The sequence below is a fragment of the Mycobacterium sp. E3251 genome, from assembly GCF_001666835.1.
Classification (GTDB): Bacteria; Actinomycetota; Actinomycetes; order Mycobacteriales; family Mycobacteriaceae; genus Mycobacterium.
In genome coordinates, this window is the sequence record NZ_LZJF01000188.1 from 45,966 (window position 1) to 66,786 (window position 20,821).

General features: G+C 69.0%; 10 protein-coding genes. 8 read left to right on the forward strand and 2 right to left on the reverse strand.

The window, feature by feature from the left end; translation table 11 throughout:
* Both A5697_RS23350 and A5697_RS23355 read right to left on the reverse strand, forming a co-directional pair.
* Complete coding sequence (locus A5697_RS23350) at positions 1-1,185, reverse strand: acyl-CoA dehydrogenase family protein (RefSeq protein ID WP_067944371.1); 1,185 nt, start codon at positions 1,183-1,185, stop codon at positions 1-3.
* Between the two features lie 15 nt (positions 1,186-1,200).
* Entirely contained in the window at positions 1,201-1,947 is a 747-nt protein-coding gene (locus A5697_RS23355; protein WP_067944369.1) for an SDR family NAD(P)-dependent oxidoreductase, read from the reverse strand.
* A 68-nt stretch (positions 1,948-2,015) separates the two neighbouring features.
* Between A5697_RS23355 and A5697_RS23360 the strand changes: the two genes are divergently transcribed.
* From A5697_RS23360 to A5697_RS23395, 8 genes are all read left to right on the forward strand, one after another.
* On the forward strand, positions 2,016-2,378 hold the full coding sequence (locus A5697_RS23360; protein ID WP_197501093.1) for a DUF3054 domain-containing protein: 363 nt from the start codon (positions 2,016-2,018) through the stop codon (positions 2,376-2,378).
* Positions 2,379-2,383: 5 nt separating this feature from the next.
* Complete coding sequence (locus tag A5697_RS23365) at positions 2,384-3,256, forward strand: SAM-dependent methyltransferase (protein WP_068012190.1); 873 nt, start codon at positions 2,384-2,386, stop codon at positions 3,254-3,256.
* 180 nt (positions 3,257-3,436) lie between these two features.
* A complete protein-coding gene (locus A5697_RS23370) occupies positions 3,437-5,665 on the forward strand; it encodes an MMPL family transporter (protein ID WP_068012205.1) in 2,229 nt (742 codons plus the stop codon).
* A 4-nt stretch (positions 5,666-5,669) separates the two neighbouring features.
* Entirely contained in the window at positions 5,670-6,191 is a 522-nt protein-coding gene (locus A5697_RS23375) for a GNAT family N-acetyltransferase (RefSeq protein WP_067943900.1), read from the forward strand.
* Positions 6,192-6,515: 324 nt separating this feature from the next.
* Positions 6,516-7,559 (forward strand): FtsX-like permease family protein, encoded by a 1,044-nt coding sequence (locus tag A5697_RS23380; RefSeq protein ID WP_067943898.1) that lies wholly within the window; start codon positions 6,516-6,518, stop codon positions 7,557-7,559.
* 2 nt (positions 7,560-7,561) lie between these two features.
* Positions 7,562-8,653 carry an ATP-binding cassette domain-containing protein gene (locus tag A5697_RS23385; protein ID WP_082953555.1) on the forward strand — a complete coding sequence of 364 codons (1,092 nt, stop codon included), beginning with the start codon at positions 7,562-7,564 and terminating at the stop codon, positions 8,651-8,653.
* A complete protein-coding gene (locus A5697_RS23390; RefSeq protein WP_068012191.1) occupies positions 8,650-15,495 on the forward strand; it encodes a type I polyketide synthase in 6,846 nt (2,281 codons plus the stop codon). Before A5697_RS23385 ends, A5697_RS23390 begins: the two co-directional genes overlap by 4 nt.
* Positions 15,488-20,818 carry a non-ribosomal peptide synthetase gene (locus A5697_RS23395; protein ID WP_068012192.1) on the forward strand — a complete coding sequence of 1,777 codons (5,331 nt, stop codon included), beginning with the start codon at positions 15,488-15,490 and terminating at the stop codon, positions 20,816-20,818. The genes A5697_RS23390 and A5697_RS23395 overlap by 8 nt, the downstream gene beginning before the upstream one ends.
* Positions 20,819-20,821: the final 3 nt, after the last annotated feature.

Here is a 20,821-nt window from a genome sequence, read left to right on the forward strand (position 1 = left end):
TTACCGGAAGGCGTCGCTACCGGTGAACGCCTGGCCCAGGACGAGCTGATGCATCTCGGGGGTGCCTTCGTAGGTGAGCACCGACTCCAGGTTGACCATGTGCCGGATGACCGGGTACTCGAGCGATATGCCGTTGCCGCCCAGGATGGTTCGAGCCGTCCGGCAGATCTTGATGGCCTCCCGGGTGTTGTTCAGCTTGCCGAAGCTGACCTGCTCGGGACGCAGCCCGACGCTGTCCTTGAGGCGGCCCAGTTGCAGCGAGAGCAGCTGGCCCTTGTGCAACTCGACCGCCATGTCGACAAGCTTTGCCTGGGTCAACTGGAATCCGGCGATCGGGCGCCCGAACTGGGTGCGCTGGGTGGCGTAGTCGAGCGCGGCCTGCCAGGCCGACCGCGCCGCGCCCATGGCACCCCAGATGATTCCGTAGCGCGCCTCGGACAGACAGGACAGCGGCCCCCGCAGGCCCTTCGCCTCGGGCAGCATCGCCTCGGCGGGCACCCGCACGTCGTCGAGCACCAGCTCGCTGGTGATCGAGGCCCGCAGCGACAGCTTGTGGTGGATGGTGTTGGCGGTGAATCCCGGTGTCCTGGTGGGCACCAGGAAGCCGCGGATCCCCTCGTCGGTGGCGGCCCACACGACCGCGACGTCGGCGACCGAGCCGTTGGTGATCCACAGCTTCCGGCCGTTGAGGACCCAATCGGAACCGTCGCGTCGCGCACGGGTTTTCATCGCGGCGGGATCGGATCCCACATCGGGTTCGGTCAGCCCGAAACACCCCAGCAGTTCGCCGGTCGCCATACCGGGCAGCCACTCCTGCTTTTGCTCCTCGGACCCGAAGTTCCAGATCGCGAACATCGCCAGCGATCCCTGCACGGAGACCATCGACCGCAGTCCGGAGTCGGCGGCCTCGAGCTCCACGCACGCCAGGCCGTAGTGCACCGCGGAGGCCCCGCCGCACCCGTACCCCTCCAGGTGCATCCCCAGCAGGCCGAGCTGGCCGAATCCTTTGGCGAGTTCGCGCACCGGCAGGTCGCCGATCTCGAACCACTCCGCGACGTAGGGCAGGACGTGCTCGGCACAGAACTCCCTGACGGTGGCGCGCACCGCGAGCTCGTCGTCGGACAGCGAGGCGTCCAGGCCCAGCGGATCGTCGCGGTCGAAGGCCGGCGGCTTCTTGTTAGTCATGAACCCACCCTGCCACTAACCGGCCATCGTCAGGCCACCGCTGACGCTGATCACCTGTCCGGTGATGAACGACGCCGCGGGCGACGCGAAGAACTGCACGGCCGCGGCGACCTCCTCGGGTCGTGCCAGGCGGCGAAACGGAATGGCTTTGACCAGCGCTTCTTTCAGCTTCTCGGGCTGGGCGTGGAACAGCGGCGTGTCGGTCGGGCCCGGGCACACGCAGTTGACCGTGATCTGATGGCGGGCCATCTCCCGGGCCAGCGACTTCGTCAGCGCGATCACCCCGCCCTTGGCGCCGGCGTAGATGGATTCCCCGGCGCTTCCCACCCGGCCCGCGTCGCTGGCGACGTTGACGACGCGCCCGCCGGCGTGTGTCTCGATCATTCCCGGCAGGAACGCGGCGCAGATGTGCACCGGCCCCAGGTAGTTGATCGCCACCACCTTGGCGGCGAATTCCGGTGTGGCATTGAGGAATTGATCGGTGCGATCCCATCCCGCGGCGTTGACGACGATGTCGGGCACGCCGGCATCGCCGTGCGTCGCGTCCCGCAGGGCATCGACCTGGGCCGGGTCGGCGACGTCCACCGGCAGCGCGGTGATCAGACCGGGGTGCTCCCGAGCGGTGGCCGCGCCGGCGGCCTCGTCGAGGTCGGCGGCGATCACCCGGTCGCCCTGTGCGGCGAACGCCAGCGCGATCGCCTTGCCGATGCCCGAACCGGCGCCGGTCACCACGGCCAGGCGGCCTTGTGAATGTGCGTTCATTGCCGACGAACCTAGGTTCAGCCCGGCGGCAGGGTCAAGCCCGGCGTTGCGCCCGGTACTCTCGCTGCATGCGACGGCTCCTGTGGCTGGCCATGGATGTCATCGGTGTGCTGGTGTTCTGCGCCGCCGGGCGTCGCAGCCACGACGAAGGGCTCGACCTCGCCGGCGTCGCGGCGACCGCGTGGCCGTTTCTCACCGGAACCGTCGCGGGTTGGCTGGCATCCCGCGCCTGGCGGCGCCCCACCGAGGTGGCGCCGACCGGGGTGGTCGTCTGGCTGTGCACCGTCGTCGTCGGCATGGTGTTGCGCAAGGCCAGTTCCGCCGGCGTCGCGGCCAGTTTCGTGGTGGTGGCGGCCTCGGTCACCGCGTTGTTGTTGCTCGGCTGGCGGGCGGTCGCCGGCCTGGCCCTGCGGCGCCGGTCCGGCGTGTAGCGCCCATGGCAGCGACGACGGGCGTGGCGGTGACCGCGGCATTCGCGGCCGCCGCGCGGGCCATCGCCACCAACAAGGGGACGCTGGACGATCCGTTCGCCGAACCGTTGGTGCGGGCCGCCGGGGTCGACCACTTCGTGCGGATGATCGACGACGACCGGTTCGGCGCGGATGACGCCGACGGGCCGCGGTTCCCGGACTTCTGCGCGGCGCACACCCGGTTCGTCGACGAGTTCGTCGCCGACGCGGGCAGGGCGGGCCTTCGCCAGGTGGTGATCCTGGCGTCGGGCCTGGACACCCGGCCGTACCGGCTGTGGTGGCCGCCGGGGACAACCGTTTACGAGATCGACCGGCCCGAGGTGCTCGACTTCAAATCCGATGCGCTGCGCGAACTGGGCGCCGAGCTGACGGCGAGCCGGCGGGCCGTTGGCGTCGCCCTGCACCAGGATTGGCCGGCCGCCCTGCGGCGGGTCGGCTTCGACGCCACCGCGCCCGCGGCGTGGATCGCCGAGCAGCTGCTGATCGGGTATCTGACTCCGGCCGTGCAGGACCACGTGCTGCAGGGCGTCACCGCGATGAGCGCCGCGGGCAGCCGGTTCGCCGCCGACCACATGCCCATCTGGACGCCGTTGCAGCTGGAGGCGGAGCGGTCGTTTGTGGATGGCTTGCGCCAGAACGGGGTGGACGTCGACCTGGCCAGCCTGACCCATCCGGGGCAATACCATTACGTGCCGGAGTATCTGACCGCCCGCGGTTGGACGACGGTGCAGCGCAACGTCACCGAGCTGCTCGGGGCGGTGGGACTGCCGGTCAGGAGGCGCCATCGCCCCGGCGACACGGAGTTCGTGCCCGAATACCTCACCGCCACGCGGGCATAACCACAGCTCGGGCGTTTTTTAAATCCATTAACGTTTAATTAACTTAAATTTGTCGGCCGAATCCTTGAACCCGATCCGCCCTGACGTCGTACCCGCTTTATGAAGCGCGATAAGGGGGGAAAGAGGATTTGACCCAGACCGATCGGGGGGATCGACAGCTAATCATCCCGGAGGATGCGCATGCTATCGCGACTGGCCCTGATCGCCATCGCCGCTCCGCGACGCGTGATCGCAAGCGCGATGTTCCTGGCGGTTCTTGCCGCCGTCTTCGGTATCCCGGCCGCAGCCACCCTGCCCGGCGGCGGATTTCTCGACCAGACGGCCGAATCCGCTCGTGCCACAGCGGTTCTGGCTGAGAAGTTCCATCAGGGCGACATGGAGATGACACTGCTGGTCCGCTCGCAGAGCGGCGTCACCCAAGGACTCGCCCGGACGGTCGGCGTGGACATCGTCCGGCAACTGGCCCAGTCGCCGTTCGTCGCGCAGGTGGCGTCGCCGTGGGATGCGCCCCAGCCGGGGTTGGTCAGCGGCGACGGCAAGTCCGCGCTGATTGTCGCCGCCCTCAACGGTGGGGAAGGCAGCGCACCCAGGCATGCCCGGGAGCTCGCGGACCGGCTGGTGCGCGATCGCGACGGCGTGACCGTGCAAGCCGGAGGCATGGCGATCACCTACGAAGAGCTCAACCGGCAGACCCAAAATGACCTGCTGCGAATGGAATCCGTTGCGATCCCGTTGAGTTTCGCCGCGCTGGTGTGGGTGTTCGGTGGCTTGCTGGCCGCGGCGCTGCCGATCCTCGTCGGCGGCTTCGCGATCCTGGGTTCGCTCGCGGTGCTGCGCGCGGTCGCGCTGGTCGCCGACGTGTCCATCTTCGCGGTGAACGTGGCGGTGGCGTTGGCGCTGGCGCTGGGCATCGACTACACGCTGCTGATCATCAGCCGTTACCGCGACGAACTGGCCGACGGGCTGCCCCCCGCCGAAGCCCTCCCGCGCACCATGGCCACGGCCGGACGCACCGTGCTGTTCTCCGCCCTGACGGTGGCCCTCGCACTGGCCGCCCTGGTGATATTCCCGATGTACTTCCTGAGGTCATTCGCCTACGCCGGCGTCGCGGTGGTGGCTTTCGCGGCCCTGGCCGCGATGGTGGTCGCACCCGCGGTGATCGTCTTACTGGGCGACCGGCTCGACGCACTCAACGTTTGGGACTTGGGCCGCAAGATCTTTCGCCGTCCGCAAGCACCCCCGGCGACCATCGAGCACACCTTTTGGTACCGAACGGCCAAGCTGGCCATGCGTCGCGCGGTCCCGATCGGCCTGGCGATCATCGCCCTCCTGCTCGCGTTGGGCGCGCCATTCCTCGGCATCAAATGGGGCTATCCCGACGATCGGGTGCTGCCGGCGTCGTCGTCGGCGCGGGCCGTGAGCGACCGGGTCCGGCATGACTTCGGTGCCGAGTCGGAAACCAGGGTGCGGGTCGTCATCCCCCGCGCCGACGGCCTGACGACGCGAGAGCTTGACGAGTACGCCGCCGGGCTGTCACGCGTGCCCGACGTCTCGGCGGTGTCGGCACCGACCGGAACCTTTCTCGCCGGTGAGCGCACAGGGCCGCCGTCGGCACCCGCCGGAATGGCGGACGGCAGCGCCTATTTGACGGTGGCCAGCAGCGCGCCGCTGTATTCGCCGGCCTCCGCCGCGCAGCTGGATCGCCTGCATGCGGTCCCATTGGCCGATGGCCGCCGAGTCGAGCTGGCCGGGATGGCCCAGATGAATCGCGACTCCGTCGAAGCGATTACGTCGCGATTGCCCTTGCTGTTCGGTTTCGTCGCTTGCGTCATGTTGGTGTTGCTTTTCCTGCTCACCGGCAGCGTGGTGCTGCCCGTCAAAGCGGTGCTGCTCAACGTGCTTTCGTTGACGGCGGGATTCGGCGCGCTGGTGTGGATCTTCCAGGACGGGCATCTGGGCGCGTTGGGCACCACCCCAACCGGCACGCTGGTGGCCAACATCCCGGTGTTGATGTTCTGCATCGCGTTCGGATTGTCCATGGACTATGAGGTGTTCCTGCTGTCCCGCATCCGCGAGTACTGGCTGGCGTCGAACCGCACGCGAGTCGACAACGACGAGAGCATCGCGCTGGGCGTCGCGCGAACGGGCCGGATCATCACGGCGGCAGCGCTGTTGATGTCGATCTCGTTCGCCGCGCTCACTTCCGCGGAGGTTTCGTTCATGCGGATGTTCGGCGTCGGTCTGACTCTCGCCGTGTTGGTCGACGCAACGTTGGTGCGCGTGCTGCTCGTTCCGGCCTTCATGCACGTCTGCGGCGGCCTGAACTGGTGGGCGCCCGCATCGCTGGCACGGCTCCGCCGGCGGGAGGACGCCCGAAGGGAATGTGTCGCGGTCAGAGGCGTTGGATGATCACGTGGCGTACCAATCAAGCCCGCCGGCCGCGAGTCACCAGCTGCGGTTCGTGTCGGCGACCCACGACGAACCGCTGGCGCGGCCACTGCTGGCCGAGCTGGCCGACGAGTACGCGCAGCGCTACGGCGGCACGCCCAGCACTCACCTGTCCTGGTTGCCCGTGCCCGAGGCCGAGTTGGCCCCGCCAGACGGCGGATTGCTGATCGGCGTGCTGGACGGCGTGCCCGTCACCGGCGGGGCATTCCGGCGCTATGACGCCGAAACCGCCGAGCTGAAGCGGATCTGGACCGACCGCGCCCATCGGCGCCGCGGGTACGCGCGGGTGCTGTTGGCGGCGCTGGAGGCGGAGACGGCCGCGCGCGGGTACCGCAGGCTCTACCTGATCACCGGCAACCGGCAACCCGAGGCCGAGGCGCTGTACGACGCGACCGGGTACACCCGGGTGCCCGCCGACCCGCTGCCGTCCTGGGGGCCGTTCGTCCCGATCGCGTTCGAGAAGTGGCTGGTTCCCGACGGCCAATGAGGTCGTGGATATCTGTGCGTCCCCACCGTGCCTTATTAGGCGCGCGGCTAATTGCACGCACCGTATTAGGTCATTGCGCTTATAGCCGCATTTCCCCCGATCGCGCGCCGTGCCGAATTGGTGCCTAAGCACCGTCTGACCTGCGGGAACGGCGCGGCGAAGGCGAATCCGGCCTGCCGGAAAAGCGGGGCGTAGGTCCGTCCGATCAAGGCCCTTCGGCTCTACGCGGTGCGCCGGCTCCCGGGCGAAGCTTGCTGGGAAAAGTAGATCGGAGGTCAAGCCGTGTGGGCTATTGATGGCTTGCAAGAGCGGCTGCGGACGCCGATGTTGATTACCGCCATTCGCGACGTGCAATGGCGGCGGCGGCGGTTCATCATCGCGGCCGTCGGCACCGGGATGGTATTCGCGATGACGCTCATCATCACCGGGCTGATGATCGGTACCCGGGTGGAGGCCGAGCGCCTGGTCGACTCGATCGGCATCGACCACTACCTCATCAAGGCGGGCGCGGTCGGACCCTTCATCGGTTCATCGAGGTTCCCGCAGGCGGAAGCCGAAGACGTCGCCCAGCTTCCCGGCGTCCAATCGGCGATCCCGGTGGTCTACGGCAACACGATCCTGCAAGACCGGCGCCTACCGGAAAACCTGAACGTCTACGGCCTGCCCGAGCAGGAGATGCCACCGATAGCGGCGGGGCGGGCACCGTCGAGCCCCGACGAGGTCGCCATGTCGACCACGCTGAAGCGATCCATCGGCGACAACGTCGAGGTGGGATCGCAGGTGCTGCGGATCGTCGGGCTGGTCAACAAGTCCACCACGCTCGCGGGCCAGCCCAATGCGTTTGTGACCGTCGCGACGGCGCAGCGGTTGATGTTTTCCGCCCAGCACGTGATCTCGGCAATCGGCTTGCGCGGCGTGCCCGCACAGGTGCCCGCCGGCTATCGCGTCGTGGATCGCGGCGCCGCGATCGATGACATGATCCGCCCGCTGCACATGGCCCGGCTGGCGATGTCGTACCTGGTGATCCTGCTGTGGGCGGTGGCCGCGTCGATCGTGGGATCGCTGATCTACCTGTCCGCGCTGGAACGCACCCGGGACTTCGCGGTGTTCAAGGCCCTCGGTGTCGCCACCCAGTCGGTGCTCGCCGGGCTCATGCTCCAGGCGGTGCTCGTAGCGGTGGTCGCGGCGATGCTGGGCGGACTGCTGGCCGTGCTGCTCGGCCCGCTGTTTCCGATGCTCGTGGTGGTGACCCCCTCGGCCTTCCTGTCGCTGGTGGGGACCGCGGTGGGGGTCGGCCTGCTGGCGAGCCTGGCGGGATTGCGGCGCGCGGTCGCGATCGACCCGGTAATGGCGTTCGGGGCCGGATAGTCATGGGCGACTTGCGCATCAAGGATCTCGTCGTCGAATACTCCAACGGCGGCGAGCCGAACCGCGTCATCGACGGGCTGAACCTGGAGGTCGCGGCGGGATCACTGGTAATCCTGTTGGGCCCCAGCGGATGCGGGAAGACCACCTTGCTGTCGTGCATTGGCGGTATCCTCAGCCCGACCAGCGGGCGCGTCCAGGTCGGCGACACCGACGTCACCACGCTGGACCGCCGCAGGCTGACCACCTACCGGCGCCGCACCGTGGGCATCGTCTTCCAGTCGTTCAACCTGGTGGCAAGCCTTTCCGCGGTGGAGAACGTTGCGGTGCCACTCTGGGCGGCGGGCTGGTCACGGCGGGCGGCGCGCAAACGCGCCAAGGAATTGCTGGCCCGCGCCGGGCTGCAGGACCGCATGACGCACCGGCCCGCTGACCTCAGCGGCGGCGAGCGCGAACGGGTGGCGGTGGCCCGCGCGATCGCGTTGGACCCCCCGCTGATCTTGGCCGACGAACCCACGGCCCACCTCGACTATGCCCGCGCGGAAGGGGTGCTGCGGCTGCTCAGGGAGTTGGCCAGCGGTGAGCGCATCGTCGTGGTCGCCACCCATGACACCCGGATCCTGCCGTTCGCCGACCGCGTGGTCAGGCTGATGCCGGATGGGCCCACGACCGAATCCGAGCCCGAAATGCTGCGCCTGGCAAGCGGTTCGGTGTTGTTCGAGCAGGGCAGCATGGGTGACCTCATCTACGTCGTCGCCGAGGGCGAACTGGAAGTCGTGCGCGAATCGGGCGACGGGACAAAGGAACTGGTCAAGGTCGCCACCCCCGGCGAGTACGTCGGGGAGCTCGGGCCGTTGTTCCGGATGGCCCGTTCGGCGACGGTACGGGCACGCACCGACGCGGTCGTCACCGGCTACACCGTCGAGCAATTCCGCGTACTGCTCGAGAGCTACACCGAAGGCATCCTGACGCGACCTAAAAGCACCGCGGGACACGGAAATACCAACCACAACCACTCACTCCTCGATGGGGTGACGCACATGTCACGGTTCGGCGAACAAGTCGCCGCTCCGGGGCCGACAGAGGGAACGAGATGAGCACCGCCGACAGGCCCCACGCCGAGCACGCAGAAACACCGGATGACGTGTCGTCGCTCATGGCGCCGACGCTGGTCGGACAACTGCGGCACCGGGCCGAACGCTATGGGGACAAGGTTGCGTTCACCTACTCTCGCGACGGCGAGGAAACCGACGTCACCAAGCTGACCTATCGCGAACTGGACAGCAGGGCAAAGCGGATCGCGGCCAACCTGCAGCGCCAGGGCGCCGCGGGCGAGCGCGTCCTGGTCCTCTGCCCGCCGGGCCTGGATTTCATCGCCGGCTTGTTCGGGTGCCTCTACGCGGGGGCGATCGCCGTTCCGGTGCACCCGCCGGCGCGCGAGCACCTGGTCCCACGCGTCGCCTCCATCGTCGCGGATGCCAAACCGCGCTTCGCTCTGTCGAACTCAGAGATGCAAGCGCGAATCAAGGCGACGGTGGACGGTCTGGTCAAGGGGCGGCCGTTGCGCTGGTTCGTCACCGACACGGGGGGCGACGAGGCGCAGTGGGTTCCGCCCGACATCGACGGCGGCACAATCGCGATGATCCAGTACACCTCGGGTTCCACGGCCGCACCGAAAGGTGTTGTGCTGTCTCACGGCAACCTCGTTCACAACCTGGAGACCATCCGCCAGTCGTGGAAGTCGGGATTCGACCGGGACGCATGCGGTGTGTTCTGGCTGCCGCCCTACCACGACATGGGTCTCATCGGCGGCGTCCTGGAGACCATTTATGTCGGCGGTAACTCGATCCTCATGCCGCCGAACGCGTTCATCAAGCGTCCGATGCGGTGGCTCGAGGCGATATCCCGGCACCGCGCCATGATCACCGCCGCCCCGAACTTCGCCTACGACCTGTGCATCGAACTCAGTACCCCTGAGGAGCGTGCCGCGCTCGATCTGTCCAACTGGGCGACGGCCATGTGCGGCGCCGAGCCGGTGCGTCCGTCGACCATGCAGGGCTTCGCCGAGGCGTTCGCCCCGGCGGGCTTTCGGCCGGAGGCGTTCGAACCGGTCTACGGGCTGGCGGAGGCGACGCTGCTGGTGTCCGGTGGGTCGGACTCCCCGGTCCCGGTGGTTCTGCACATAGACCGCGCGGCGCTGGGCGAGCGGCGGGTCGTCGAGATCGCGACGGAAGAGCCGAGCGCGTTGACGTTGGTCGGCTGCGGCCGGCCCCAGGGTGGCCAGGAGGTCATCATCGTCAACCCCGAGACCCGGCGGCCGTGCGGGCCCGACGAGGTCGGTGAGATCTGGGTGGCCGGACCGGGCGTGGCGCAGGGTTACTGGGGGAAGCCGGAAGAGACGGAAGAGGCACTGCGCGCGCATCTTTCGGACAGCGGCCGGGGCCCGTTCCTTCGCACCGGGGACCTCGGGTTCCTCCGCTCCGGAGAGTTGTTCGTGACAGGTCGCGTCAAGGATCTGATCATCATTCGCGGCACCAATCACTATCCCGAAGACATCGAGCTCACCGTGCAGGCCTGCCACCCTGCGCTGATGCGCGGCCGGGGTGCGGTCTTCTCGGTCGCGGCCGGAGCGGATGCCCCCGAACGGCTCGTCGTCGTGCAGGAGGTGAGCGGCTATCGGCTCGGCGACGCCGAACTGAGCCAGATCGTCGACACCATCCGGACCGCGATCACCGAACAGCATGAGATCCAGGCGGACACCGTTGTTCTGGTGGACCCGTTGCGGATTCCCACCACGTCCAGCGGCAAGATCCAGCGGTCCGCCTGCCGGCAGCAGTTCCTCGACGGCCAGTTCGAGCCGGTCGCCGAATGGCGCGCACCGCGGCCCGACATCCACCCGGCGACCGCCGCGCCGAATTCGGCCGGGCGCACCGTGAAGGAGATCCGGGAATGGTTGATCGCCCAGCTCGCCAGTGAACTCGGCATTCCCCAAACGGATATCGACCCGTCCATGCCGTTCGCCTACTACGGGCTCGATTCGGTCCGTGCCGTCCGGCTGACCGGCGCTCTGGAAACCTGGCTCGGATGCGAACTTTCGCCCACCATCGCCTACGAACACCCTTCGATCGACCTGCTCTCCCGCCATCTGGGCGGCAAGGGCACCGCGGTCGACCGCACCGCCGCAACCGTCGGTGAGAGCGGCCCGCCCGCAGCGGACGAGCCCATCGCCATCATCGGCATCGGGTGCCGTTTTCCGGGCGCCGACGGGCCGGCGGCCTTCTGGCGCGAGCTGTCGGAAGGCGTGGACGCGATCAGCGAGGTCCCGCCGGACCGCTGGGACGCGGATGCCTTCTACAACCCGGATCCGTCCGTCCCGGGCACCTCGGTCACCCGACGCGCCGGATTCCTGCCCGAGGTCGACGAGTTCGACTTCCAGTTCTTCGGCATCTCGCCCCGGGAATCGGCGCAGATGGATCCGCAGCAGCGGCTGATCCTCGAGGTGGCTTGGGAGGCATTGGAAGACGCCGGGCAGGTGCCGGAGCGGCTGGCCGGCAGCGACACCGGTGTGTTCGTCGGCATCGCGACCACCGACTACGCGAACCTGCGCGGCAACCAGATGCAGCTTGTCGACGCCTACACGGGCACCGGAAACGCGTTGAGCATCGCCGCCAACCGGCTGTCCTACTTCTACGACTTCCACGGGCCGAGCATGGCGATCGACACCGCCTGCTCGTCGTCGTTGGTCGCGGTCCACCTGGCGTGCCGCAGCCTGCGCGACGGCGAGTGCTCGGTCGCGCTCGCCGGAGGAGTGAACGTCATCCTGTCGCCTGCGCTGATGATCAACTTCAGCAAGTCCAAGGTGATGGCGCCCGACGGCCGCTGCAAGACGTTCGATGCCGGCGCGGACGGGTACGTGCGCGGTGAAGGCGCCGGGATGGTCGTCCTGAAGCCGCTCAGCCGGGCGCTGGCCGACAACGACCCGATCTACGCGGTGATCCGCGGCACCGCGATCAATCAAGACGGCCGGACCAACGGGCTGATCGCGCCCAACCGGCGAGCGCAGGAAGCCGTGGTGGCCGCGGCCTACCGCCGCGCCGGTATTTCCCCGGGCACCGCCCAATACGTCGAGGCGCACGGCACCGGAACGTTCCTGGGCGACGCGATGGAGGCGAACGCGCTGGGCACGGTGCTGGCGGAGGGCCGTCCGCCGGGCAGCCAATGCCTGGTCGGCTCGGTCAAGACCAACATCGGGCACCTGGAGGCGGCGGCCGGGGTGGCCGGGCTGATCAAGGTCGCATTGGCGTTGCAGCACAAGGAGATTCCGCCGAGCCTGAACTTCGCCGAACCCAACCCGGAGATTCCCTTCGACAGCCTGCCGGTGCGGGTGGCGACAACGCTGACCCCGTGGCCGAAAAACGGTGGTCGCGCGGTTGCGAGCGTCAGCTCGTTCGGCATGGGCGGCACCAACGCGCACGCCGTGCTCACCGAGGCCCCGCAGGCCCGGGCCGCCACGGCCGAGCGCGGCACGGCGCCGGATCGAGCCGAGTTGTTGCCGATATCCGCGCGGTCCCCCGAGGCCCTGGTCGCGCTGGCCGATCGGTACGAGTCGGCGCTGGCGTCCGGGGTGGCGCTCGCCGACCTCTGCTATACGGCCGGCGTGCGTCGCGGCCACTACGACCATCGGTTGTCCGTCGTCGCCGACACGCCGGCCGCGATGTCGGAGACCCTCGACGCCTACCGGCACGGGCAGTCACGGCAGGGGTTCGCCGTCGGGCAGTGCCGTCCCGGCCAGCGACCCAGGGTGGTCTTCGCCTTCCCCGGCCAGGGCTCCCAGTGGCACGGCATGGGGCGGCGACTGCAGGCCGAGGAGCCCGTGTTCCGCGACGCCTTGGCGGCGTGCGACCGCGCGCTCAAGCCCCACCTGGGACATTCCATCGTTCAGCTGATGGCCAAGGACGAGGAAATCACCGACATCAGCCTGATCCAGCCGGCGATCTTCGCCATGCAGGTCGCGCTGGCCGCCCTATGGCGCTCCTGGGGGGTTGAGCCGACCGCGGTGGTCGGGCACAGCATGGGTGAGGTTGCCGCGGCGCACGTCGCCGGTGCGCTGAGCCTCGAAGACGCCGCACGGGTGATCCGGTTCCGCTCACTGATGCTCCGAACCGTGCGCGGCCGCGGAACCATGATGGCCGCGGAACTCAGCCCCGCCGAAGCCCAGGAGCTCATCGCCGGCCAGGAAAGCAAGGTCTCGGTCGCCGCCAGCAACAGCTACCGATCGACGGTGTTGTCCGGGGATCAAAAGGTTTTGGCCAAGCTGATGGAGGTGCTGCAGCAGCGCGACCGGTTCTGCCGATGGGTCGACGTCGACGTGGCCGCCCACAGCCCGCAGATGGACCCGTTGGTTCCCGCTGTGCGCGGCGGGCTCGTCGGACTGCGGCCGACCGCACCGGCGATTCCCATCTACTCGACGGTGACCGGCGACCTGCTCACCGACCGCCTGGCCGACCCGGACTATTGGGCGGAGAACCTTCGCTCGCCCGTGCATTTCTCGCAGGCGCTGCGTCGGCTGCTGGAGGGCGGCCACGACGCGGTCGTCGAGATCAGCCCGCACCCGGTCCTGCTGAACTCGATCCGGGAGGACGCCCAGGACCTCGGGGTCAGTTGCGCCGCGCTGCCGTCGATGCGGCGTGACGACGGGGGGCGGGGGACCGCACTGTCGTCGCTCGGCACCCTCTACACCCTCGGTCAGCCGGTCACCTGGGAGGCGGTGTACCCCCCGGGCAGCCACTACGTGACCGCGCCGACCTACCCGTGGCAGCGGGTCCACTCCTGGTTGGACGTCGGGGCTATCACCCCGAACGGCACCGGCCCGCTACCGCAGGCCGCCGGTGCGACCGAGGGCGCGGGCTTGCGCGACCGAATGTATAAGCTGCGCTGGCAACCCGCCTCCAGTCCGGCGGACCGGGACGGGTCGAGCCGGCCGGACGAAGCCGGCAGCTGGCTCATCTTGAGCGACGGCGCGGCCGCCGCGGACACCCTCCGAAAACACCTCGAATCGCATTCTCAGCGGTGCGTCCTGGTCCAGCCGGCACCGGCCGGCGGAGGCTTCGAGCGTCTCACCCCGGACAGTTACCTCCTCGACCCCGCGCAGCCCGAACACTTCACACAGCTGCTCCAAGACGCCTTCACCGACGACCGGCCGCCGTGCCGCGGGGTGGTGCACATGTGGGACCTGCTGGCCGCACCGCCGGCCGACACGTCGCTCGAATCCCTGGATGCGGCAACCACTTTGGGCCCGTTGAGCGTCGTGCATCTGGTGCAGGCGCTGGCGCGGGCCGGTTGGTCGGCGACGCCGCGGCTGTGGCTGGTGACGCGGGGGGCGCAGGTGACCGATGCGGCCTCGGCGACCGAAGCCGTGTCGATCGCGCAGGCCCCGGTGTGGGGCATGGCCCGCACGATCGACCACGAGCATCCGGAACTCGGCTGCACCTGTGTCGACCTGTCCACCGACGGCGGCCCGGAAGAAGTGGACTCCCTGTTCCGGGAGGTGTGGGCCGATGAGCACGACGGCGACGTGGCGCTGCGGGGCGGCCACCGCTATGTCGAACGACTGACCCGCTACGACGAGCCGGAACCGTCCGAGACCGCGTCCTTCAAGGAAGACGCCACCTATCTGGTCACCGGCGGGCTCGGTGCGCTGGGACTCGTGGTGGCCAAGTGGATGGCCGAGCACGGCGCCCGGCACCTGGTCCTGATGGGACGTGGCGGCGCCTCGACGGAGGCGCAGGAGACGCTCGACGCCCTGCGCGCGGCGGGCACCGAGGTGACCATCGCAAAGGGCGACGTCGCCAAGGCCGACGACGTCGCGGCCATGCTGGAATCGATCGCCGAGTCGATGCCGCCGCTGCGTGGGGTGGTGCACGCGGCGGGGATCGCCGACGACGCCATTCTGCTGTGCCTCGACGAGGCGAAGCTGCGCGAGGTCATGGCGCCCAAGGTTCAGGGCGCCTGGAACCTGCACGCGCTGACCAAGGACGCCGACCTGGACCTGTTCGTGCTGTTCTCGTCGGCCTCGTCCCTGCTGGGTCCGCCCGGGGCGGCCAACTACGCGGCGGCGAACGCCTTCCTGGACGCGCTGGCGTGGCACCGGCGTGCCGAAGGCCGGCCGGCGTTGAGCGTGAACTGGGGGCCATGGGCCGGGCTCGGTTTCTTCACCCGGTCCGAGCTGCAGGACTACTTCGCCCAGTACGGCGTCGAGGCCATGTCCGCGGCCGACAGCCTCCGGGCGTTGTCGTCGTTGCTGGAGCGGTCGGCCACGCAGGCCGTGGTTCTCGACATCGACTGGGCGGTCTGGCAACCCGACTTGCAGCCGCCGCTGCTCGCGGAACTCGGAATCGCGCCCTCGCCCGACAAGCCGCAGGCGGAGCCCGCGCCCGGGCCGGGGGCCGGTCTGCTCGAAGCGCTGCAGGGCGCGACGCCGGAGGAGCGCCAACGGCTGCTGGAGACGTACCTGTCCGAGCTCGCCGCCGGCAAACTCGGTCTGACACCGGCGAACCTGGACAAACAGACACCGCTGAACACCCTCGGCGTCGACTCGCTCATCACGCTGGAGCTGCGCATGCAGGTCGAACGCGACCTGGGCCTCGTCGTGCCGGTCACCCGGCTGCTGGAGGGGCCCAGCGTGGCCAGCCTCGCCGAATGGCTGCGCGAACATCTGCCGGAGCAAGCGACCGGCGCACCCACCACGCACGAGGCGGTGCCGCGGCAGGCCACCCCGGAGCCAACGGTCCACCAGCACGCCGACGGCGCGCCGTCGGGCGGCATCGACCTGCTGACCCGGGTGCCGGAGCTCTCCGACGCCGCCGTGGACGAACTGCTCCAAAAGGTGTTGGACGAACGGGGCGCCGAACTCGCGGTGAAGGACGGCGGCGATGACTGACAAGCCGGTCGACATATCCGGTCTGTCCCCGGAGAAGAAGCGCGCGCTGCTCGCCCAGCTGCTGATGGAGAAAGCCGAACAGTCGGCCTCGGTGCATCCACAGTCGTACGGCCAGCGATCGATGTGGTTCATTCACAAGCTCGCACCGGCAAGCGCCGCCTACAACGTCACGTATGCCGGGAGGATCCGCGGCGAACTCGACGTCCCGGCGCTGGAACGCGCGGCGCAGGCGCTCGTCGACCGGCATCCCGCGCTACGGACCACCTACGCCGAGCGCGAAGGGCAGCCGGTCCAACTCGTTCATCCGCAATGGCCGGTGCGCATCGCCAGGGGCCGCCTCGGCCCGGGTGAGCCCGAGGTCGACGAGTGGATTCGCCGCGAGACCGACACCCCCTTCGACCTCTACACCGGCCCAGTGCTGCGGCTGACGCTGCTCGAGCGCACACCCGAGGAACATGTGTTGCTGTTGGGCTTGCACCACATCGCGGTCGACTTCTGGTCCATCGACATCATCCTCGACGAACTGCGCCTGCTGTACGCCGCCGAGCACGGCGCCGCCGCGCCTCCGCCACCCGCGGAAAGCTTCGTCGACTACGCCGAGCAGCAGGCCCAGATGCTCGCGGGTCCCGAGGGCGAGGACCTCTGGGCCTACTGGCGGGATCAGTTGGCCGGCGAACTGCCGGTCCTCCAATTGCCCACCGACCGGCCGCGACCCGCCGTCCAGACCTACGCGGGCACCGTGCACCGGTTCACCGTCGACCCCACCGTGACGACGGGAATCATCCAACTGGGCCGCAAGGTCGGCGCGACGCCCTACATGACGCTGCTGGCGGCCTATGCCACGTTGCTGCACCGCTACAGCGGCCAGGGCCACCTGGTGATCGGCTCGCCTTTCGCCTGCCGCGACCGGGTCGCGCTGGAGGGGCTGGTCGGCTACCTCACCAATCCGGTGGCCCTGCGCGCGGACCTGCACGACGACCCGACGTTCATGACCCTGCTCGGCCGCGTCAAGGACACCGTGCAGGGCGCCCTCGAACACCAGGACTACCCCTTCGCGCTGCTCGTCGAGCGGCTTCGGCCGCCGCGCGACCCGAGCCGCACGCCACTGTTCGGAGTCTCGTTCGCCTGGGAGCAGACGCGCCGCTTCACCGACGACCCCGTTCCGGAACACGGCGGGCTTCCGCTCGAGACACTTCATGTCGGGCAGGGCGGCGCGCCGTTCGACCTGATGATGGAGGTCGGCGAACACGACGGAAAGCTCTCCGGCGTACTGCAGTACAACACCGACCTTTTCGACGCCGCCACCATCGAGCGGCTGGCCGGCCACTTCGCCACCCTCCTCGGCGGCATCGTCGCCGACCCGGACCGGCCGGTCTCCCAGCTGCCGCTGCTCACCGAAGCGGAGCTCCGCCAGCAGGCCGCCTGGAACCAAACCGAGGTCGACTACCCGTATTCCGAGGCTCCGGCCTGCCTGCACGAGATGGTCGCCGCGACGGTCGCGCGGACCCCGGACGCCGTCGCGGTGACGTATGACGACCGCGAATTGACCTATGCGGAACTCGACCGCCGCGCCAACGGCCTGGCCCACCGGCTGCGCGAGCTCGGCGTGGGACCCGAGACGGTAGTGCCCGTCCTGCTGGACCGCTCCGAGGACCTGGTTGTGGCCGTGCTCGGCGTCCTCAAGGCCGGGGGCGCCTTCATGCCGCTGGACTCCGCGCAGCCCGCCGGGCGCATGGCCGCGATGCTGGACGACGTACCGGACGCACCGGTTTGTGTCACCCACCGCGCCAACCTGGTGCACCTGCCGCCGGGCTTCACCGGTCACCGGCTCTGCCTGGACGAACCGTCGGCGCCGTCGGGCGAGGACACCGCCCCGGCGTGCGAGACGACGCCGGCCAACCTCGCCTACGTCATCCACACCTCGGGTTCGACGGGTAAGCCGAAGGGAACGCTCAACACCCACGCCGGTATCCGTAACCGGCTGCTGTGGATGCAGGACGCCTACCGGCTGACCGCCGACGACCGGGTGCTGCACAAGACACCGGTGAGCTTCGACCCGTCCGTCTGGGAGCTGTTCTGGCCCCTGATCGTCGGGGCCAGGGTGGTCATCGCCAAACCCGAGGGCCACAAGGATGCCGCGTACCTGGTTCGGACCATCGTCGAACAGCGCGTCACCACAATGCATTTCGTGCCCTCGATGTTGCGCCGCTTCCTCGCCGAGCCCGGGGTGGCCGCGTGCACCGCACTGCGCCGGGTGATCTGCAGCGGCGAAGCGCTGCCCTATGACCTGCGCGACCACTTCATGGCCACGCTGAACGCCGAGCTCTACAACCTCTACGGGCCCACCGAGGCGGCGATCGACGTCACCGCATTCCACTGCGAGCGAGGCGAATCCGGCACGCTGGTGCCGATCGGGCGACCGATCGCCAACATCCGCGCCTACATCCTGGACGCGCACCTGCAACCGGTGCCGATCGGTGTGCCCGGCGAGCTGTACATCGGCGGCGTGGGGCTCGGCCGCGGCTACCTCAACCGGCCGGATCTGACGGCCGCCATCTTCGTGGCCGACCCGTTCGGCGGCGATACCGCGCACCCCGGCCAGCGGCTCTACCGCACGGGCGACCTGACCAGGTATCTGCCCGACGGCAACATCGACTACCTGGGCCGCATCGACTTCCAGGTCAAGATCCACGGCTTCCGGATCGAGCCGGGCGAGATCGAGGCCGCGCTGGGCCAACACCCCGCGGTGGCCGAGAACGCGGTGGTGATCAGAACCGACAGCCGCGGAAACCCCATCCTCGTCGCGCATGTCGTGCCGGCCGGCGGCGCCGCTCCGTCGACAGCGGAGTTGCGCCGGTTCCTGCTCGACCTGCTGCCGGCCGCCATGATGCCCGCGGTCTTCGAGGTGACGGACGCGCTGCCGCTGACGTCGAGCGGAAAGGTGGACCGCAAGTCGTTGATGGCGGCCGACAGGGCATCCGGGCCGCAGGAGCCGGCGTTCGTCGCTCCGCGCACGCCCACCGAACAGCTGCTGGCCGAAATCTGGTGCGACGTATTGGATCTCGAACGCATCGGCGTCAACGACGACTTCTTCGCCCTCGGTGGTGCGTCCACCCAGAGCCTGGAGGTGGCGGTGCGGGCGAACGCGGCGGGCCTGCCGCTGCGGCCCGAGTCGATGTTCGTCTACGGCACGATCGCCGAGCTCGCCGCCGAATACGGTCCGCTCGCCGGCGAGGGAACTCCTCAGCCCGAAGCCCCCGCCGAGGCGGTCGTCACGGCGCCGGCCCCGGAGCAACCGGTGCAGGCCGCGCCCGAAGAAAAGCGGAACACGGTCATCGAAAGCATCGGCGTATACCTTCCCTCGCGAACCGTGTCGACAAAGACGGTTATGGCCGAGTGCGCCAACGAGATTCGGATACCGCTGGAACGCCTGACCGGCATCAAGAACCGGCGGGTGGTCGGCGAGGACGAGTTCTCGATCGACCTCGCCAGAAAGGCCGCCGACGATTGCCTGTCCCGGTCCAGCTATCGGCCCGAGGAGATCGACCTGGTCATCGCCTGCAACATCTCCCGGCGCGACGGGCTCGGGCACCGGTTCACCTTCGAGCCCAGCACCGCAACGCGGCTGCGCGACCAATGCGGCCTGGTCAACGCGCTGGCCTTCGACATCAGCAACGCGTGCGCCGGAATGTTCACCGGCATCAGCATCGCCGACGCCTTCCTGCAGACCGGACTGATCCGCAGCGCCCTGGTGGTCAGCGGCGAATACATCAGCCACCTGTGCGAGACCGCCCAACAGGAGATCGAGGGGCCGATGGATCCGCGCATCGCGTGCCTGACCCTCGGCGACGCCGGCGCGGCGGTGGTCCTCGAGCGCGGGCCGAACAACCAGGTCGGCTTCCACGACATCGACATGGCCACCCTCAGCCGCTACAGCAAGCTGTGCATCGCGAAGATGGCGGACGGCCCGCATGGCGGTGCCATCATGTTCACCGACTCCGTCACGCAGACCGCGATCGCGGTCAAGCACGCGGTGCCCTACGTCGCCGCGGTGATGCAACGACACGGCTGGCGGCCGGAGACCACCGACCACCTGGTGATGCACCAGACGTCCGAGGCGTCGCTCAACGACGCGGTCGTCGCCATCAACCAGCTGTTCGGGGACGGCGCCGCCCACCGTGGCAACACCGTCTACAACATCGCGGAGCGGGGAAACACCGCCACCACGACCCACATGGTCGCGCTGTACGACTACATCCTGAGCAATCGGATCAATTCCGGTGACAATGTGGTCTTTTCGATCACCGGCTCCGGGCAGACCGTCGGCGCGGCGCTGTATACCTTCGACGACCTGCCCGACCGCATGCGCCGGGGCGCCGCCGGCCGGCACACACAAGCCATGCCGACCGACGGCAACCACAGAGCGGTACCGGCGATGCCACGCGTGCGCATCGAGGGCATCGGTCTCGCCCCGGCCGACCAACCGGCTTCCCCCAGCTCGATCCGGCTCGCGGTGCAGGCCGCGGAGGCGTGCCTCGACCGCAGCGGCATCGATCGGACCGCGCTGGGGCTGATCATCAATTCCGGCATCTACCGCGACGACTTCCTCAGCGAACCGGCGGTCGCCGCGCTCGTCGCCGGCGAACTCGACATCAACGGGGACGTGGACTCCCCGGACGGGCCCAAGACCTTTGCCTTAGACGTCCTCAACGGCGCGGTCGGCTTCCTCAACGCCTGCCAGGTCGCCGCGGGGATGATCGGGGCGGGCAAGGCGGAGCACGCGATGGTGGTGGCCTCGGAGATCGAGAACAACAGCCCCGACAGCGGCTATCCGCAACGTGGCATCAGCCAGACGGGCTCGGCGGTGCTGTTGCGCAGGAGCGACGGCCCGGAAGGCTTCGGCCGCTTCGTGTTTCAGCATCACCCGGAGTACAGCGGGGCCTTGGCCACCTACACCCAGCAGCGGGACGGGCGCGCCGGCCTGCAGGTGGAGCGGGATCCCAACCTCGCCGCGATCTACCTGAGTTGTATTCCCGACGCCGCCAAGGAACTTCTGGCCCTCGAGGGACTCAACCCCGGCGACATCGCGGCGGTGCTCCCGCCGTATCTGTCCAAGGAGGCGCTCGACGAACTGGCTGCCCAGCTCGGGATCCCGAGATCGAGGTTCGTCGACCTCGCCGCCGACAGCGACCCGTTCACCTCCTCCGTGCCGTTCGGGCTGGAGCAGGCCCGCACGCAGGGGCTGGCACGACCGGGCGACATCGCGTTGATAATCACCGCCGGCTCGGGTGTCGAGATCGGCTGCACCACTTACCGGTTCTGATCC

Coding starts and splice junctions, on each gene's coding strand:
- A5697_RS23350 (WP_067944371.1), bottom strand. CDS start 1,185: ATGACTAACAAGAAGCCGCCGGCCTTCGACCGCGACGATCCGCTGGGC.
- A5697_RS23360 (WP_197501093.1), top strand. CDS start 2,016: ATGCGACGGCTCCTGTGGCTGGCCATGGATGTCATCGGTGTGCTGGTG.
- A5697_RS23355 (WP_067944369.1), bottom strand. CDS start 1,947: ATGAACGCACATTCACAAGGCCGCCTGGCCGTGGTGACCGGCGCCGGT.
- A5697_RS23385 (WP_082953555.1), top strand. CDS start 7,562: ATGGGCGACTTGCGCATCAAGGATCTCGTCGTCGAATACTCCAACGGC.
- A5697_RS23395 (WP_068012192.1), top strand. CDS start 15,488: ATGACTGACAAGCCGGTCGACATATCCGGTCTGTCCCCGGAGAAGAAG.
- A5697_RS23380 (WP_067943898.1), top strand. CDS start 6,516: ATGTTGATTACCGCCATTCGCGACGTGCAATGGCGGCGGCGGCGGTTC.
- A5697_RS23390 (WP_068012191.1), top strand. CDS start 8,650: ATGAGCACCGCCGACAGGCCCCACGCCGAGCACGCAGAAACACCGGAT.
- A5697_RS23365 (WP_068012190.1), top strand. CDS start 2,384: ATGGCAGCGACGACGGGCGTGGCGGTGACCGCGGCATTCGCGGCCGCC.
- A5697_RS23370 (WP_068012205.1), top strand. CDS start 3,437: ATGCTATCGCGACTGGCCCTGATCGCCATCGCCGCTCCGCGACGCGTG.